Origin of the sequence: Citrobacter sp. RHBSTW-00881, from assembly GCF_013728515.1 — a bacterium.
GTDB classification, from domain to species: domain Bacteria; phylum Pseudomonadota; class Gammaproteobacteria; order Enterobacterales; family Enterobacteriaceae; genus Citrobacter; species Citrobacter braakii.
On record NZ_CP056269.1, the window covers coordinates 3,125,095 to 3,142,360 of the forward strand.

Genomic DNA, 17,266 nt, shown 5'->3' on the forward strand with positions numbered 1-17,266 from the left:
TGGCTGCATTATTATTGAATAGCTAATTCATTAATTCAGCAATGTTTTAGCCTGGGAATAAACATTCTCTACGGTAATATTGAAATGCTTATACAGCTGGTCGGCCGGTGCTGATTCACCAAAGGTGGTCATGCCAACAATAGCGCCGCTCAGGCCCACATATTTGAACCAGTAGTCCGCGATGCCCGCTTCCACTGCTACGCGAGCAGAGACTGCTTTCGGCAGCACGGCTTCACGGTAAGCCGCATCCTGCTTGTCGAATGCGTCGGTGGACGGCATGGAAACCACGCGCGCCTTCACGCCTTCGGCAGTCAGTTTTTCGTAAGCGGCAACTGCCAGCTCCACTTCAGAACCGGTGGCGATGAAGATTAGCTCCGGCTGCCCCGCACAATCTTTCAGCACGTAACCTCCGCGTACGATGTTTGCCAGTTGCTCTGGAGTACGATCCTGCTGCGCCAGGTTCTGACGGGACAAGATCAGCGCGGTCGGTCCGTCCTGACGCTCGACGCCATATTTCCAGGCCACCGCAGACTCCACCTGGTCACACGGACGCCATGTGGACATGTTAGGGGTCACACGCAGAGAAGCAACCTGCTCAACCGGCTGGTGAGTCGGGCCGTCTTCGCCCAGACCAATGGAGTCGTGGGTATACACCATCACCTGACGCTGCTTCATGAGAGCCGCCATACGCACCGCGTTACGCGCGTATTCCACAAACATCAGGAAGGTGGAGGTGTACGGCAGGAAGCCGCCGTGCAGCGCGATACCGTTAGCGATCGCAGTCATACCGAATTCACGCACGCCATAGTGGATGTAGTTACCGGCAGTGTCTTCGTTAATCGGCTTAGAACCGGACCACAGGGTCAGGTTGGACGGCGCCAGGTCAGCAGAACCGCCGAGGAATTCCGGCAGCAGCGGGCCAAACGCTTCAATCGCGTTCTGCGATGCTTTACGGCTGGCGATTTTCGCCGGATTCGCCTGCAGCTTAGCGATGAACTCATTCGCTTTCGCATCGAAGTCAGACGGCATATCGCCTTTCATACGACGGATGAATTCTGCCGCTTCCTGCGGGAAGGCTTTGGCGTAGGCCGCGAACTTCTCGTTCCAGGAGGCTTCTTTCGCCTGACCAGCTTCTTTCGCATCCCATTGAGCATAGATATCAGACGGGATTTCAAAGGGCGGGTGTTTCCAGCCCAAAACTTCGCGGGTCAGCGCGATTTCAGCATCACCCAGCGGTGCGCCGTGGGAGTCATGGGAGCCCTGTTTGTTCGGAGAACCGAAACCGATGATGGTTTTACACATCAGCAGGGACGGTTTGTCGGCAACTGCACGCGCTTCTTCCACCGCGCGTTTAATCGAGTCAGCATCGTGACCGTCAACGCCCCGAACAACGTGCCAGCCGTAGGCTTCAAAACGCTTCGCGGTGTCGTCGGTGAACCAGCCTTCAACGTGACCGTCAATGGAGATGCCGTTGTCGTCATAGAAAGCGACCAGTTTACCCAGTTTCAGGGTACCGGCCAGGGAGCATACCTCGTGAGAGATACCTTCCATCATGCAACCGTCGCCCATAAAGACGTACGTAAAGTGGTCAACAATGTCATGGCCCGGGCGGTTGAACTGCGCAGACAGGGTTTTCTCCGCAATAGCCATACCTACCGCATTGGCAATCCCCTGCCCCAGCGGTCCGGTGGTGGTTTCGACACCCGGGGTGTAACCCACTTCCGGGTGGCCCGGTGTTTTAGAATGCAACTGGCGGAAACTCTGCAAATCGTTCAGCGAAACATCGTAGCCCGTCAGATGCAACAGGCTGTAAATCAGCATCGAGCCGTGACCGTTGGAGAGAATAAAGCGGTCACGATCGGCCCATTCCGGGTTGTTCGGGTTATGGCGCAGGAAGTCCCGCCACAGGACCTCCGCAATATCCGCCATCCCCATCGGCGCACCGGGGTGACCAGAATTTGCCTTCTGCACCGCGTCCATGCTCAGCGCACGCAGCGCATTGGCGCACAGGCGGCGGGTATTATTTGTTGTGTTCATCAGGATATTCCCCACGCCTTACAGCATCTGTCGGATCTGGTTTTCCAGTTTGACCTGGTCGACCGCAAACAACCGGATACCTTCTGCCAGTTTTTCCACCGCCATCGGATCCTGATGGTGCTGCCAGAGGAATTCTGCCGGGGTCATCGGGCTGGGACGCGTTTCAGTGACGCAACCGGGTACCAGCTGGCGGGTCAACGCGCCTTCGCTGGCAGCCAGCTCATCAAGCAGCGGCGGAGAGATAGTCAAACGATCGCAGCCTGCCAGTGCCTGGATCTGCTCAATGCGGCGGAAGCTGGCACCCATCACGACGGTGTCGTAGCCGTGGGACTTGTAGTACTGATAAATCTGGCGTACGGAAACCACGCCTGGATCACTGTCCACCTGATACTCCGCCTGCGGCTGATTTTTCTGATACCAGTCGTAAATACGCCCGACAAACGGCGAGATTAAAAAGACGCCCGCTTCGGCACAGGCCCGTGCCTGAGCAAAAGAGAACAGCAGGGTCAGGTTGCAGTTGATGCCGCTCTGCTCCAGCTCTTCAGCAGCGCGAATGCCCTCCCAGGTGGCGGCAAGCTTGATTAAGATACGCTCTGGACCGACACCGTTCTTTTCGTACATCTGGATAAGTTTGCGCGCTTTCGACACGCACATCCCTCGATCCCAGGCAAATCGGGCATCGACTTCTGTCGAGATACGCCCCGGTACGTGGCGCAGAACTTCGGTACCGATATCCACTGCCACCTGATCGCAGGCGTTAATCAACTGAGTTTCCGCGCTGCCGCCCTGCTGGCGAGCTTTGTCGATAGCGTCGGCAATCAGCGCCTGATACTGCGGCAGCTGTGCGGCTTTGAGCACCAGAGAAGGGTTAGTCGTGGCATCCTGAGGGGCAAATTTTTTAATCGATTCAATATCACCGGTATCGGCGACAACCGTGGTGTATTTTTTCAGCTCGTCTAATTGGCTCATGATTATCGTCCTGGGTAAGAGGTAAAACAGGCCTGGGAATGCCAGCGGTATCCCAGGCGGGCAATTAGTAAGAACTTTTAGAATCGGCGCTGGTACTCTGAGCACTCAGACCCAGCACTTCCGGAGTAGAACGGTAGCCAATCCCCATCCGGTCGATGCCCATATCAATCAGTTGCAGGAAGTGTTCGCGGGTGCGAATGCAACCAGAGCCTTTGACCTTGCAGCGACCTTCGGCTGCCTTCATCATGACGGCAATAATTTCAGGCGTTGCCCCTTTGCTTTCCCCGCCGGTATAGAAGCCGGTTGAGGTTTTCACGAAATCAACCCCGGCACGGCAGGAGTATTCTGTCGCTTTTGCAACCTGCTCGGCGGTCAGCGCATCAGTTTCGAAAATGACTTTCACCAGCGAGCCGTGGCGATGAGCAACGTCTACAACCGCACGAATATCCTTTTCAAACTCTTCCCACATGCCGCTACGGATAAAGCCGTAGTTAGCGACAATATCCAGGTCTTCTACATCGCCCTGATTGCAGATAACCTCGGCCTGAGCCGCTTTGGATGCAGTTGAAGATGTACCAAATGGGAAATCGCAGACCACACAAATACCGGTTCCCGTGCCTTTACACATTTCGCGGGCAACATCCAGGTACGCAGGATTAATGCAAACCGTTTTGCATTTGTAATCAATCCCTTCCTGAATGTATTTGCGGACTTCTTGCAGGGTAAACTCAGGTTTCAGCACCGACTGGTCAATGTACTGGCCCAATTCAGCAGGGGTCATATCAGCAGCTTTTTTATTCGGTTTCATAGCATGGTTCCTTTTAAGTGCACGTTTGTCTCATTTGTATGATACATACTATGCAATAGAAACTACCCACTCTGGGTTGATCCAGATCAGATTTTTGCAACGATCCCGGTATAAAAGATTGAAAATGGAAGGCAGGCTGCATACTACGCAGAAGAGCTGGCGCAGAAATGAATTAAGTAGATAGGTTTTGGGTAAAAGGGCCAGAACGGCCCTAACGTTTTAGATGACGGGAAAAATCTATTCTCGACTTGCCCGCATTTTGATTGGCATTAAAAAGATCGATTCTGAAACTACATTTATCAGCCCGAGTTACTGATGTAGTGTATTCAAATACAAAACCCGTTTCGAGGAAGGAAATGCGCTCTATCTGATAGCCCGCCATTACTTTATCGTTGCATTGTAAATGGTGTGCAGCTGGTTTATTAATGATGATGGCATCTATATTTTCTGTAGCATGTGCGATATTCAGTCCAAACTGGTTTTTCAGCACATCATAAAGAGAACTTGCTTCAAAATCATGCAGCTCTATGCCCTGGCAGAGATTATAGGGAATCGCCGTCGTTTCAAGCAGTAACGGCGTGTCGTCACCATAGCGAACACGCTTGAGCAGAAAGATTTTCCGCTGCCCTTCTGGAAGGTTCAATTTGGTTGCGATGACTTCATCAGCCTCAATAATCGCGGATTGCAACACTACCGAGTGGGGTTTAATTCCCTGCTCGCGCATACTATCGGAAAAATTATACAGCGAGTTTAATTTGCGATTAATTTTCTTATCCGCAATAAATGAACCTTTGCCACGCTGACGAACGATAAGCCCCTCTTCCAGGAGCTCATTCATTGCCAGCCTGACAGTGGTTCGGCTAATTTTCAAAATATCACATAGTTCGTTTTCAGTTACCATTTTGTCATTCACCCGGAATACACCGAGTCGAACCTGATGCCTGATAAAAGAGGCTAACTGAGAGTACATTGACGTTCCGGCATCATCATTGAAGCGAAAGTTCTCTTTGATATAGAGTCCCGTGTCCATAGATTTCCTGTAATGTTAAAAATATGCTTTATATGTATCATACAATACATAGTGCAAGCAGGAAACCGGAACGGCGAAAAGGAGGAGTTTCCTCCTCCTGTGTCACAGTATCGGCCCAAGGTTAACGACGCAGATCGATAACCATGCGACCGCGAATTTTTCCCTGCTCCATCTCGCTAAAGATAGCATTGATATCGTCCAGTGGACGTAATGCCACTTTCGGTACAACTTTACCTTCTGCTGCAAACTGGAAAGCCTCAGTCAAATCCTGGCGAGTACCAACCAGGGAGCCGACAACCTGAATACCATCCAGCACCAGCCGGGGAATATCCAGATTCATTGCCTCAGGTGGTAATCCCACCGCAACCACACGGCCACCGGCGCGTACCGCATCAACCGCAGAGTTGAACGCAGCTTTCGCCACTGCGGTGACTACCGCCGCATGAGCGCCACCAGTTTTCTCCTGCACTATTTTAGCCGCATCTTCGCTGCGTGAATTGATAGTCAGATCGGCGCCCATCTCCGCCGCCAGTCTCAGTTGCTCATCGTTGACATCCAGCGCAACAACTTTAGCGTTGAAGACATTCTTCGCATATTGCAGAGCCAGGTTGCCCAACCCACCAAGACCGTAAATTGCGATCCACTGGCCGGGTTTGATATTCGATACCTTGACCGCTTTGTAAGTAGTAACGCCTGCACAGGTGATACTGCTGGCAGCAGCCGAGTCGAGCCCGTCCGGCACTTTAACCGAATAGTCGGCGGTGACAATACATTCTTCTGCCATACCGTCATCAACGCTGTACCCGGCATTTTTCACAGAACGGCAGAGCGTTTCATTGCCGCTGGTACAATACTCACAATGGCCGCATCCCTCGAAGAACCATGCAACGCTCGCGCGCTCGCCAGGCTTTAGAGATGTGACTCCCGGGCCGACTTCTTTCACAATCCCAACACCTTCATGGCCGAGGATCACCCCGGTCTTGTCGCCAAAATCACCGTTTTTTACATGCAGATCGGTATGACACACACCACAGCACTCCATTTTAAGTAGAGCCTCACCATGTCTCAGTGGACGCAGCGTTTTTTCGGTGACATTTACCTGATGGTCATGAGTGACGACAGCAGCCTTCATTTTTTTTCCTTAACAATCTATTGAATGAAAAACCGGGAATTTCACCCGGTTTAATTGATCTTCAAACCTGGCACTAATCCCTTAACGCCACTGGTTTGTCGTTCGCGCAATAATGGCGTCCTGAGCTTCCGGCATTAAAGAGATGTACTGGGCGCAATAACCTGCCACCCGGACAATCAGATCGGCATAGTTTTCCGGGTGCGCTTTAGCGTCTAATAACGTCTTGCTATCAATAACGTTAAACTGGCAGTGGTAAATGCCTTTCATCACCAGCGCCCTGAGGAACGAGACGAATTTATCCAGATTTTCCTCACCCGCCAGCGAACCCGGCGAAAAGCGCATATTTAATAACTGCCCAGCGGCAACTTTAACGTTCGGCAGTTTCGCCACAGAATTGATAACCGCTGTCGGCCCCTGAGTGTCCGTTCCCTGAGTTGGCGAACAGCCCTCATTTAACGGCGTCTTCGCCCGTCGACCATCCGGCGTTGCACCGACATCAAACCCGTTGGGGATATAGGAAGTGATATTACTTGTCGACATCGTATAGCAGCTCACTTCCGGCCCTTTCCCGGTTCGTTCCGTCGTGTACTGAGGCAGAAGTTTGATATAGGAATCAAAAACATCCTTAACGATCATATCGACATAATCATCATCATTACCAAACTTAGGTACTTTCTTCACGAGTCGCAAAATGCGTTCGGCATCATCCCCCTGCCAGTCCGCATTCATGGCTGCCATTATTTCGTCCAGGGAAACGGTTTTCTCTTCAAATACCAGTTTTTTGATAACCGCCAGGGAATTGCCGACTACACTTGGACCGATGTTAGATTGGGAAATAACATCATATTTGCAGCCGCCATCCTTAAGCGCTTTACCCAGCTTCAGGCAGTTGTCAATAAAGCAGGAGGCAAACGGCGATGTATCATAAACGGCCAGCGAACGGTCGCAGATTGCATCGCACTCCACAGCTAAATCCGAATAGTATTTCAACAACGTTTCCCATGCGGACCACAGCTGTTCGTAATACTGGTAGTTTGTTTTATTGCCTTCTTTGCCGTTTACGCTAATCAGCTGTATCCCAGAAGCCGGATCCATACCATTATTAAGTACCAGCTCCAGCATTTTGCCCCAGTTAACATAGGTCATGCCGGTGGCCCGATGGCCATATTTACCCGGTACACCGGTTTCAACGCATCCAATGGCGCAATAGTCCAGGGCATCTTCGGTTGGTATCCCCAGGTCTTCGAGCCCTTTCACCGCCACTTCATCATTGAACATCGACGGCATACCGCAACCGGTTCTGATCAGTCGGGCTGCGAGTTTTAATAGCCCCTTCGGCGTATCCTGGTTAAAGCGCATCGAGAAGTTTGGCTCTGCCATCGCCGTCAGGTTCATGGCTTCAATACATAAATAAGAAAGCGCATTGGTCCCATCCTGTCCATCGCGTTTTCTGCCGCCGACCATCAGGTTTGAATAAAGAGGATAACCTTGCGAAAACTTCGTGTGTCCATAAGGACGAACCTTGTTATTACCACTGTTCATCAGGAATAGATGGGTCAGGATTTCGAGTGCCTTCTCCTGAGTTAAGGTACGGTCAGCAATATCTTTTAAATAGAGCGGGATCATATATTGATCAAAACGACCATAGCAGAACGAGTGACCGTTGCTCTCAATCATTTGCAGAATATGTACCAGATAGCAGGCCTGACAACCCTCATAGAAGTGCTCAACCGGCTTTTCAAGTAAGGTTTCGCACATTCCGGCGATCGCGATAAGTTCCTTCTCACGCCGAGAATCAGGCTCAATTTCGGCCTCTTGGGAAGCAAGTCGTCCGTATCTTTTAATAAATTCAAGACTTGCTTCAAGCGTAATTATGGCCGCCTCATAGAATTGCCTTTGCTGCACATCTTCCGGGGCCAGTTGACGTAATTTTTCTGCTGCTTGGTCGATTAAACCGCGAAAGCCATATTTAAAAATCATTTCATGGTCGGGAACAATATGCCCATCGCCGGACATCGAGATTCCCCCTCGATGTAAAACCCCCTGTTTTTCTGCCAGGACGATGTTCTGCGGCGAAGTCCTTTTGACTTCATCGGCATGCGTTTTCCCTAACCAATAATCCTGAATGCTACGTAATTTCTCTTTAACATCTTCAGTGATATAGAAGATATCACCAGTGCGTTTATCAAATTGATCCAGTTCATCAATTACCCACTGGTATGAGTATTCAGGGAAAATCGGCGCAGCAAAATTGGCGCTCGCCTGATTACCGAAAATCAGACTATCCTTTTCAAAATAAATCGACATATTCTTTAAGGTATGCGCAAACGCTTTTGCTTTACGCAAAATATATGCTTCACCTTCTGTCTGCTTAAATGACTCAGTATAGAGTATGGCCCTTTCGCTACAGATGCTGGCGCGCCTTGTTTGCATCTTATGTCTTAACCGATTAATTCTCGCCAGATCTATATCATCATGATTGATTACTTTAAATTCCAGGAAGTCTTTCATAATTTCTCCCATGACTTTGTCATTCAACGTATACATTTAAATTTTTGCTACAGGCATAGTCATAAATATCCTTTATCAGCATTTCATCGCAGACGGCATCATCTGATATTGGATTGACAAGACCTAACCTAGTGTATTTACCAGCGCCAAGATTATGATATCTAAGAATATCAAGGCGTTTAATCGAGCTTCCCAGTTCTGCAATAAAATCAATTCTCTTGATTACATCAGAGTAATCGTCGTTATGCCCTGGAATTATTACCAAACGAATAATAACATCAGTCCCCGCATCAGCAATTAACCGCAAGTTTTCAATGACATGGTGATTACCAACACCGGTACACTTCTCATGAATACGGTTATCAAATGCTTTTATATCATACAGAAACAAATCAAATTCTTTGGCTAACCCCAACGCATGTTCTCTTGAGTAATGGCCCGCAGTGTCTAAAGCAACATGTACCCCGGCGGCACGTAGTTTTCTGGCTAACTCTATAACAAAAGGATAAAACAGCGCAGGCTCGCCACCGGACAAGGTTACACCGCCACCAGAGGCATCAAAGAAAACCTTATCTCTCAGTAATTTTTCCAAAAGAGTATCAACAGTAATCTCATATCCCACCGTTTCAAACGCGTCGGGGTATATCAGTTCACACTCCTCTTTTGTTTGAAAAGTCCCATGGCAGCGTTCTTTAAAGAACATGGTCTTAATATTTGGATACATCAACTCGGGGTTAGAACACCAAAGGCAACGTAAATTACAACCAACAAAGAAAACCGTTGATCTTAATCCAGGTCCATCTTTCGTCGCATATCCCTGTATTGTCGATATTAATGCTTTAGTTTCCATGTTTACCAACCGAGTTGATTTATGTGTCATTTAATAAGATATTTTCGGGTCAAAAATGCCCAGTAGCACGCCAGCGAAGGCAATCAACACCAGCAATCCCATAACTTTTGTCGGCCCCATTTTGCGCTTGGTCATTAACCACCAGCAGAGTAGAACTGTCAACGCGGTTAATATTTTGGGGAAAATCGAGTCCAGCGTGTGCTGAAGATTAACAATAGTGCCGCCGCTATCATTTAGCATCACAAAAGAGGTCTGGATATTGACCCATAGCGCCGCCACCGCACCAATAACAATTGTACCTAGCATCGCTATCGATTCGCGAATGGCGCTGGCTTTATTACCGACGATAAAATCAACAGCTTTCCAGCCCAGCTTGTAACCTTTATAATACAAATAGCGCATACCGAAAATTGCAATCAGGTTCCACATCACGATATAGAATATTGCTCCCAGCGGCGAGCCACCGGTAGATAATCCCAGACCGATCCCCAGTAAAATAGGAATGAGCGTCCCGATAATCAGCGAGTCACCGATCCCGGCGATAGGCCCCATCAGCCCGGCACGAATACCTGCAATCATATCGTTATCAATTTTTTCGCCGTTAGCTCTGGCTTCTTCCAGACCCACGGTCACCCCTACGATTACCGTCCCTAACTGCGGTTCGGTATTAAAGAACGTAGAGTAAGTGTTAAGCGCGTTCTTTTTATCCTCATCATTATCATAAAGTTCATTTATAATAGGATTCATTGCCGTCATATAGCCCAGTGTTTGCATCAACTCCAGCGAGTAGCAAACCTGGTGACCGTAAAACCATAACCAGAATGATTTATTTAGCGTTTTAGCCGATAATTTTCTTTGTGATTGAGATATCTCATCAACTTCTGTCATTGAATATGAGACACCCTTTGTTTGTTCAACCGTCAGGCTCATGATTAGATATCCTCTTCATCCATAGCAGCCGCACCCGCTGTCGGTTCACTATTCATTCGCGACATACGTATTTTGTAATTCATTACGCCGAGGAATCCGCCAATAATCGTCGCGCCAATCAGATTAACGCCCATCATTGCTGCCAAAGTAAACCCCATCAGAAACGTAAGAATATCAACGTAGCTTTCAACAATTTGTTTTAGCAGCAGACCGATCCCCACTGCAGGTAAAAGGCTGCCAACGGTAAACAGTGTTTTCATCGTAATACCGTCCATGGGTAGACTGACCTTGATAAAATCCACCATACTTGATCCCATCAGGGTCATAAAAACTGTCGGGATAAAACTAGTTATGATATGGCTTATCCAAGGTAAACCCATATCAATAAAACTTAACCGATGAAATTGATGATTATTGACCGCCCGCAACCCCATATGCTGCCATATAAGGTTAATCATCACTGTACCGTAATAAAGCACAGTACCAACTGTACCCACAGCCGCACCAAAAGCCACTGCCATCTGGATGGCGTTAGGTGAACTAGGATCAATACCTAAATTATGTATGGCAATAATTGAAAGAGGAATGCCGATATAGCTAATGGCGCGTGAGTCAGCAGCGACTGCCCCGCCGGGTGTGATCAAGGCGATATAGACAACCTGAATAGCAGCACCGACAATGATACCGGTTTTAAGGTCGCCCAGAATTAAACCACATAATAAGCCACCGACCAGTGGTCGACCCAGCGTATAGTTACCAATGGTTGTCCCTGCCATCCCCGGCATGCTCGAAAGACATGCCAGAAAACCAAGGATACAGGCTTGGGTAAGATTAATGTCCATGATTAGCAAGTCCTATTTTATTTATTAATAACCAAACTTACTACGATACTTATCCCAGAAACCGATGGATTCCTCTTTGATTAATGCAAACTCAACTTTGAATCCAGCGTTGTGCATTTTTTCAATGGCGGCAGCTTCATCGGCGGTCAGGGATTGATTTTTTCCGACATTAGTCGTGCCGGGCCGCTCGTTACATGGGCCAACAACGATATTTTTCATTCCATCAGGATCAAAGCCATCGTCAACCAGCATTTGCGCCATAAGGATAGGCTCTTTAGTAATCAAGAAGTAATTATCCTTACTCGCGACGACTTTTTCTTTTTTTGCTTTCCATTCCTCATATGTCCAGACAAAAGTTTTTCGGTTACTGGCACCGATGAGGGCATTCTTTAGTACCGGCGTATTAGCAGCGGCATCATTGACCAGAACAATCCCCGTACAGGGGTATTGTACCGTCCATGCAATACATGTTTGACCGTGTATCATCCGGTCATCAATTCTTATAAATGTGATAGCCATTGAGAAGTCCTCGTTAAATTGTTTCAGCAGCTTTACAGCATTTTGTTAAATCTTCGGCAGTGACATCGATTAATGACACCGTGTCTTTTAAATTAGCCAACAATTCCTGCACCAATTCATGAGTCGTCACTTCATCTTTCAGAAAAGCCGCCCCCAATACCATGGGCATATTGGCACCACCAAAAATGGTGGCGTTGCTCAGTAAATTTCTTTCATCAAGATGGCAGATAGTATTAACCAGCGGTGAACCGCCGATAATATCGCCAAATAGCAAAATATCATCACCAGCCGTTATATGTGCAGTTTTCTCAGCGAGTTCACTTTTGAATTGATCTGAGGCCATGCCATCTTTCAGGCTCACGCTAATAATATCCTCGCGCTCTGAACCAACCATCATATCCAGAACGCTGTGTATACCCTGCGCATAATGGCCATGGCTGACTATCAAAATGTACTTCATCTACTTTTCTCCTCAATCGTAAAAATTAATCACAAGAAGCACTTGTGCAGATGTGCTATACCTTCTGGATTAATCACAAGCATCATTCATCACATAAGTACCATTTGTATGATACATTTTAAGCAGATTAAAGAATCCTATTCAGTGATGTAAGTCGCAGAAATTCGCACTGAACAAAATGGCTTTCGAGAAGTGGAGACAAGGAGATAAAATTGATGTCGGCAGAGGGAAAATGAACCGTAAGTAACGACGGTCTGCAGAAAAAATCCTGCAGTCTGTACAAGATAAATGCGGCGCGTTAAATCGCCGCATACAGTGCTCGCGATGGTACCAGGCTGCGTTATCACAGGGAAGTCTGCTATACGACCTTCAGGTGTGTGGTCAGCGCATAACGCTCAATAGCTAACGCGACACCATCACTGTCGTTATCAAATGTAACGATGTTGGCTGCTTGAGCAGCTGCCGGAACAGCATTCCCCATCGCCACTCCAAACCCTGCACGCTCAAGCATGGAGACATCATTCTCATGATCGCCCAGGCACATCACCTGTTCCATTTTTATCTGGCAATAATTAGCCACCCACTCAACCGCGTTCCCTTTACTTGCCTTTGTGTTCAGAACTTCAAAGAAGAATGGTGAGCTTTTTACCATGGTAAAGCGCGTGTACAGCTGTTGAGGTATTCGTTGCAATGCCTCTGACAAAAGTTCGGGCTCGTCTATCAGCATTATCTTTGAAAAACGCAGAAATTTGTTCATCTCACTGACCGGGCAATATTCCAACGGCATATTTGTCAAAAAGGCTTCGCGAACCGTATAAGGGCTGATATCTCGATTCGGCGTGTAGATCTTCTCTGCCGTTACCGCATGGCAGTGCGCGCCAAGCTGTTGAGCCAATGTGGCAATCTGGCAATAGTCCTCAATGGAAAGCGTATGTGAATTGACAATGCTCCCACTGTCAGCCTCATGAATCAGTGCGCCATTATTGCTGATGCAAAAGTTACCCGGTCGATCCAGGCCTAATTCCTTTACGTAAGGAGCAATTCCCGGCCAGGGTCTTCCAGATGCTATGACAAAACGAATCCCTCGCTCTACTGCGGCCTGAATACTTTTCAGGGTTCTATGGGAAATAACGTGTTGACTGGTCAGTAAGGTTCCATCCATATCCGACGCGATGAGAGTGACAGGCTTCATACGCTTACCTCTTTAGTGTGTTTTCTTATCTGTTTTGCCCTGGCCGACGATTGTGAGGTACTTCACAGATGCATCAACTGGCATAAAAACGTTCTTCATGTATCTATGTCATATGTGTATAACATTAATACACCTAAGGAGACTACTATGTCAAAAATCAAGATTTGCACATCCGATGAGGCTGTATCGAAGATCCCTTGTGGAGCCACCATTCTGGTGGATGGTTCCGGAGGTGGAGTCAATGAGCCGGGACATATTCTTGCAGCACTGAAACAGCACTTTGCCACGAATAACACTCCGCGCGAGCTTACCGTCGTTCACCCAAGCGGTATGGGTGACGGTCATGGTGGTGGTATCGATTATCTTGCCAATCCGCAGATGGTGCGCAAAGTCATCGGTGGTCACTGGAGCTGGTGTCGTCAGATGCAGGATCTTGCCGTCAACAATGAGATCGAAGCCTGGTGCCTTCCACAAGGCGTCATGTCGCACCTGCTGCGTGTTATCGCTGGCAATGGGCCAGGGCTGATTAGTCGCGTCGGTCTCGGTACATTTGTCGATCCGCGAATTGATGGCGGTAAGATCAACCAGCGAGCCACCGGTGAACATGTTCGCCTGATGTCACTCGAAGACGAGGATTTCCTGTTTTTTAAAGCCTTCCCTATTGATGTCGCCATTATCCGTGGCAGCGTTGCCGACGAAGATGGCAATCTAACCATGGAAGATGAGGGACTGTATGCGGAAACGCTTTCTGCCGCACAAGCGGCGAAAAACTCCGGCGGCATAGTTATTGCTCAGGTGAAATACCTGGCCGGACGCGGAAGTCTGGACCCACGGACAGTCAAAGTGCCAGGTGTGCTGATCGACGCGGTTGTCGTCCACGATGCGCAACGTCTCTCTTTCGCCACTGAAGCCGACCCAAGTCTGACAGGCACGTTGAAAATCCCCGGCGGTAGCCTGCCGGTGTTGCCGATGAATGCCAGAAAAGTCATTGCTCGCAGAGCGGCTCAGGAACTTCGTCCTGGCGACGTCGTTAACCTTGGCTATGGAATGCCGGATGGCGTCGCGTCGGTTCTTGCGGAACAAGGACTTGGTGACTCTGTCACCTTTACCCTGGAACAGGGTCACATTGGTGGCATACCGGCAACTGGATCCGACTTCGGCATGGTTCGCAACCAACAGGCGATGCTGGATGCAGGTTATCAGTTCGACTGGTACGACGGCGGCGGTCTGGATATCGCGATCCTCTCATTTGCAGAAGTAGATCAGAACGGCAACGTAAACGTCAGTAAGTTTGGTGGTCGCGTCGCCGGAATTGGCGGGTTTGTAAATATTTCCCAAGGTGCAAAACGAGTGGTATTCGTCGGTACCTTCAAAGCCGGTAAACAGCAGCAGCAGTTCGGAACCCATGGCGTCACTATCGAAACGGAAGGTCACGCACGCAAGTTCGTGGATACCCTTGAGCAAATCTCCTTTAGCGCGGTTTACGCACGTAAACGTAACCAACCGGTGAGCTATGTCACAGAGCGTTGCGTTTTTGAGCTAAGCGATAAAGGTATTGTGCTCACTGAAATCGCACCAGGTGTTGACCTGGAAAAAGACATCCTGACGCAGATGGATTTCCGTCCACTTATCTCAGCAGAGCTGCGCAAAATGTCTCCACATTTATTTGAATCGCTAACTCGCGAAAAATCGGCTGTGGAGGCCTGAAATGAGCGTATTAAACATAGACCGTGCTGGTCACTGTTTCACACTGACCCTCAATCGCCCGGAAAAACGCAACGCGTTAAGTAAAGCCTTACTTCAGGAATTGCGCGATGCGTTACGTACTCTGCGCGATGAACCCGAGCTTAAAATATTGCTTATTCGCGGTGCAGGTGACAAGGCATTTAGCGCGGGGGCAGATATTAAAGAACAGATCGGATTTACCCCTGCACAAGCCTACGACCATATGCGCTGGGGACAACAGATCTTCGATGAAATCGAATTTTTCCCGATGCCAACCATCGCAGTAGTTGATGGCTTTGCCCTCGGCGGCGGGCTTGAACTGGCATTAGCCTGCGATATGCGCTTCGCCTCAACGCGTGCCAGCTTCGGTAACCCGGAAATTAATCTTGGCAACCATCCTGGCTGGGGTGGCACACAGCGCCTCCCGCGTCTCGTAGGTCAATCTCTGGCGAGAGAAATTATGTTTAGCGGGCTGCCAGTCACTGCCGAGCGGGCCTTACAGATAGGCCTCATCAACCAGCTATTTTCTCACGAACATCTGGATGATGGCGTAAATCAATATGTCGCTGCGGTGTGTCAGCACTATTCACCCGCACTGCGTACCCTGAAGGAAGTTGTTCAGGCGGCGGATAGCAGCGACCTTGAACAAGGCCAGCAGATCGAAGCCAGCGGCGTTAGCCGCCTCTGGGGAGCTGCAGCGCAAAAAGAGGCACAGAACGCTTTCTTTAATAAATCCTGATTGCTTCAAACCTTCACCCATTGCCGGGTGAAGGCTAAAAAACTAAAATCTACCCATCTATTTCAGAGGTACTGATATGGAAAGCTCCGTGCTATCCCCTCGCCGCTGGTGGTTTATTATGCCAGTGGTATTTATTACATACAGTTTAGCCTTCCTTGATAAAGCAAATTATAGTTTCGCCGCTGCGGCGGGGATTAATGACGACCTGGGTATTAGTAAGGGTCTGTCATCTTTAATTGGCGCTTTATTTTTCTTAGGTTATTTTTTATTTCAGGTTCCAGGCGGTATTCTGGCCGAACGAACCAGCGTGCGAAAACTATTAGCTTTTAGCCTGGTCGTCTGGGGGATTTGCGCGACGGCAACCGGGATGGTGCATAGTATTCCGGCGCTGATTGCCATTCGTTTTGCACTTGGCGTAGTGGAAGCGGTTGTCATGCCCTCTTTGCTGGTACTGACCGCCCGCTGGTTTAGCAAAAAAGAGCGATCGAAAGCGAATACTATCTTCCTGCTTGGCAACCCGATAACTATTCTGTGGATGTCTATTCTTTCAGGCTACCTGATTGATAACTGGGGCTGGCGACATATGTTTATCGTACAGGGCGCGCCCGCTATCGCCTGGGCGGTAGCCTGGTACCTGTTGATTCGCGATCGCCCGGCGGATGTTTCATGGTTAAATAAGGATGAGAAACAGGCTATTGAACAAACGTTACAGGCTGAGCAACAGCAAAAACCAGCGATGACCGGTTACGGGATGGTTTTCCGTTCAGCAAACGTCATCAAGCTGGCTGGCTGGTTATTCCTGCAAAGTATCGGCTATTACGGCTTCCTGATGTGGTTGCCGTCGATTATCCGTGCCTCATCGACGTCAATGTCTCATACCGGTTGGCTGGCTTCGCTGCCTTACGGTCTGGCCGTAGTCTTTATGCTGCTTGCCGCTTGGTTAAGCGATAAATATCAGCAGCGCGTGCCGTTTATCGTCTGGCCGATTGCTGTTGCCGCAGCTTGTTTTGCTATTTTGTCCGCGACTGGCACCGAACATTTTTGGCTCTCTTATTCGCTGCTGACTATTGCTGGCATTTGTATGTATATTCCGTTTGGCTCGTTCTTCGCCTCGATTGCCGATGTCCTGCCAAGCTCAATGGTTGGTGGCGCGACAGGTTTGATTAACTGCTGCGGTTCACTCGGAGCATTCCTCGGCGCTTATCTTGTGGGATACCTGAATGCATTAACTGATTCAACAACCACTTCTTACATTCTGATGGCAGTGTGTCTGCTTGGTTGTGCAATCTTAGGTAAGTCTATTCGTATGCCTACAACGCAAAAAACTGCTTCTGCGAAGCAATTTTCTGTATAAGAAAAGACTCACAAGCTCTGATATGAGTTGACACTTTTCAACCTTAAAACGCCTGATGAATTTCATCGGGCGTTTTAGATTTCTACTGCTCCTGACGACCTAATGCTAACCTACCCGCTGCGTTTTTATCATCGTATCGCCGATACTTAGCATCCATCATCTCCGACC

Annotated in this window: 15 protein-coding genes; 3 read left to right on the forward strand and 12 right to left on the reverse strand. The window is 48.7% G+C overall.

Going from position 1 to position 17,266, the window contains the following annotated elements:
* Window positions 1-30 precede the first annotated feature (30 nt).
* The 12 genes from tkt to yidA all read right to left on the reverse strand — a co-directional run bounded on the left by tkt (window position 31) and on the right by yidA (window position 13,280).
* Entirely contained in the window at window positions 31-2,037 is a 2,007-nt protein-coding gene (tkt, locus tag HV311_RS15160) for a transketolase (RefSeq protein WP_182279895.1), read from the reverse strand.
* 18 nt (window positions 2,038-2,055) lie between these two features.
* Entirely contained in the window at window positions 2,056-3,006 is a 951-nt protein-coding gene (gene tal, locus HV311_RS15165) for a transaldolase (protein WP_182279894.1), read from the reverse strand.
* Window positions 3,007-3,070: 64 nt separating this feature from the next.
* Window positions 3,071-3,814, reverse strand: a complete 744-nt coding sequence (deoC, locus tag HV311_RS15170; protein ID WP_182279893.1) for a deoxyribose-phosphate aldolase — start codon at window positions 3,812-3,814, stop codon at window positions 3,071-3,073.
* Window positions 3,815-4,025: 211 nt separating this feature from the next.
* A complete protein-coding gene (locus tag HV311_RS15175; RefSeq protein WP_046481323.1) occupies window positions 4,026-4,844 on the reverse strand; it encodes a GntR family transcriptional regulator in 819 nt (272 codons plus the stop codon).
* A gap of 121 nt (window positions 4,845-4,965) precedes the next feature.
* Window positions 4,966-5,976, reverse strand: a complete 1,011-nt coding sequence (gene adhP, locus HV311_RS15180; protein ID WP_191220135.1) for an alcohol dehydrogenase AdhP — start codon at window positions 5,974-5,976, stop codon at window positions 4,966-4,968.
* Window positions 5,977-6,057: 81 nt separating this feature from the next.
* Window positions 6,058-8,487: a glycyl radical protein gene (locus HV311_RS15185; protein WP_182280069.1), complete on the reverse strand. Its 2,430-nt coding sequence runs from the start codon at window positions 8,485-8,487 to the stop codon at window positions 6,058-6,060.
* Between the two features lie 19 nt (window positions 8,488-8,506).
* Window positions 8,507-9,337, reverse strand: coding sequence for a glycyl-radical enzyme activating protein (locus HV311_RS15190; protein WP_046498033.1), 831 nt, complete (start codon window positions 9,335-9,337; stop codon window positions 8,507-8,509).
* Between the two features lie 30 nt (window positions 9,338-9,367).
* The gene (locus tag HV311_RS15195) at window positions 9,368-10,225 is read right to left on the reverse strand and encodes a PTS system mannose/fructose/sorbose family transporter subunit IID (RefSeq protein ID WP_046498035.1); all 858 of its coding nucleotides are present in this window, start codon (window positions 10,223-10,225) and stop codon (window positions 9,368-9,370) included.
* Window positions 10,226-10,269: 44 nt separating this feature from the next.
* Window positions 10,270-11,109, reverse strand: a complete 840-nt coding sequence (locus tag HV311_RS15200) for a PTS sugar transporter subunit IIC (RefSeq protein WP_046481326.1) — start codon at window positions 11,107-11,109, stop codon at window positions 10,270-10,272.
* 24 nt (window positions 11,110-11,133) lie between these two features.
* A complete protein-coding gene (locus tag HV311_RS15205) occupies window positions 11,134-11,628 on the reverse strand; it encodes a PTS system mannose/fructose/N-acetylgalactosamine-transporter subunit IIB (RefSeq protein WP_046481327.1) in 495 nt (164 codons plus the stop codon).
* 13 nt (window positions 11,629-11,641) lie between these two features.
* On the reverse strand, window positions 11,642-12,088 hold the full coding sequence (locus HV311_RS15210) for a PTS sugar transporter subunit IIA (RefSeq protein ID WP_046481328.1): 447 nt from the start codon (window positions 12,086-12,088) through the stop codon (window positions 11,642-11,644).
* A 358-nt stretch (window positions 12,089-12,446) separates the two neighbouring features.
* On the reverse strand, window positions 12,447-13,280 hold the full coding sequence (gene yidA / locus HV311_RS15215) for a sugar-phosphatase (protein WP_049106049.1): 834 nt from the start codon (window positions 13,278-13,280) through the stop codon (window positions 12,447-12,449).
* Window positions 13,281-13,427: 147 nt separating this feature from the next.
* Between yidA and HV311_RS15220 the strand changes: the two genes are divergently transcribed.
* The 3 genes from HV311_RS15220 to HV311_RS15230 all read left to right on the forward strand — a co-directional run bounded on the left by HV311_RS15220 (window position 13,428) and on the right by HV311_RS15230 (window position 17,098).
* On the forward strand, window positions 13,428-14,987 hold the full coding sequence (locus HV311_RS15220; RefSeq protein ID WP_046481330.1) for an acyl CoA:acetate/3-ketoacid CoA transferase: 1,560 nt from the start codon (window positions 13,428-13,430) through the stop codon (window positions 14,985-14,987).
* A gap of 1 nt (window position 14,988) precedes the next feature.
* Window positions 14,989-15,744 carry an enoyl-CoA hydratase/isomerase family protein gene (locus HV311_RS15225; RefSeq protein WP_046481331.1) on the forward strand — a complete coding sequence of 252 codons (756 nt, stop codon included), beginning with the start codon at window positions 14,989-14,991 and terminating at the stop codon, window positions 15,742-15,744.
* 76 nt (window positions 15,745-15,820) lie between these two features.
* Window positions 15,821-17,098 carry an MFS transporter gene (locus HV311_RS15230; RefSeq protein WP_046481332.1) on the forward strand — a complete coding sequence of 426 codons (1,278 nt, stop codon included), beginning with the start codon at window positions 15,821-15,823 and terminating at the stop codon, window positions 17,096-17,098.
* Window positions 17,099-17,266 lie beyond the last annotated feature (168 nt).

What these genes read in the sequence shown, in the direction of transcription:
- tkt (WP_182279895.1), bottom strand. Translation starts at nt 2,037, where the DNA reads ATGAACACAACAAATAATACCCGCCGCCTGTGCGCCAATGCGCTGCGT.
- tal (WP_182279894.1), bottom strand. Translation starts at nt 3,006, where the DNA reads ATGAGCCAATTAGACGAGCTGAAAAAATACACCACGGTTGTCGCCGAT.
- deoC (WP_182279893.1), bottom strand. Translation starts at nt 3,814, where the DNA reads ATGAAACCGAATAAAAAAGCTGCTGATATGACCCCTGCTGAATTGGGC.
- HV311_RS15175 (WP_046481323.1), bottom strand. Translation starts at nt 4,844, where the DNA reads ATGGACACGGGACTCTATATCAAAGAGAACTTTCGCTTCAATGATGAT.
- adhP (WP_191220135.1), bottom strand. Translation starts at nt 5,976, where the DNA reads ATGAAGGCTGCTGTCGTCACTCATGACCATCAGGTAAATGTCACCGAA.
- HV311_RS15185 (WP_182280069.1), bottom strand. Translation starts at nt 8,487, where the DNA reads ATGAAAGACTTCCTGGAATTTAAAGTAATCAATCATGATGATATAGAT.
- HV311_RS15190 (WP_046498033.1), bottom strand. Translation starts at nt 9,337, where the DNA reads ATGGAAACTAAAGCATTAATATCGACAATACAGGGATATGCGACGAAA.
- HV311_RS15195 (WP_046498035.1), bottom strand. Translation starts at nt 10,225, where the DNA reads ATGACAGAAGTTGATGAGATATCTCAATCACAAAGAAAATTATCGGCT.
- HV311_RS15200 (WP_046481326.1), bottom strand. Translation starts at nt 11,109, where the DNA reads ATGGACATTAATCTTACCCAAGCCTGTATCCTTGGTTTTCTGGCATGT.
- HV311_RS15205 (WP_046481327.1), bottom strand. Translation starts at nt 11,628, where the DNA reads ATGGCTATCACATTTATAAGAATTGATGACCGGATGATACACGGTCAA.
- HV311_RS15210 (WP_046481328.1), bottom strand. Translation starts at nt 12,088, where the DNA reads ATGAAGTACATTTTGATAGTCAGCCATGGCCATTATGCGCAGGGTATA.
- yidA (WP_049106049.1), bottom strand. Translation starts at nt 13,280, where the DNA reads ATGAAGCCTGTCACTCTCATCGCGTCGGATATGGATGGAACCTTACTG.
- HV311_RS15220 (WP_046481330.1), top strand. Translation starts at nt 13,428, where the DNA reads ATGTCAAAAATCAAGATTTGCACATCCGATGAGGCTGTATCGAAGATC.
- HV311_RS15225 (WP_046481331.1), top strand. Translation starts at nt 14,989, where the DNA reads ATGAGCGTATTAAACATAGACCGTGCTGGTCACTGTTTCACACTGACC.
- HV311_RS15230 (WP_046481332.1), top strand. Translation starts at nt 15,821, where the DNA reads ATGGAAAGCTCCGTGCTATCCCCTCGCCGCTGGTGGTTTATTATGCCA.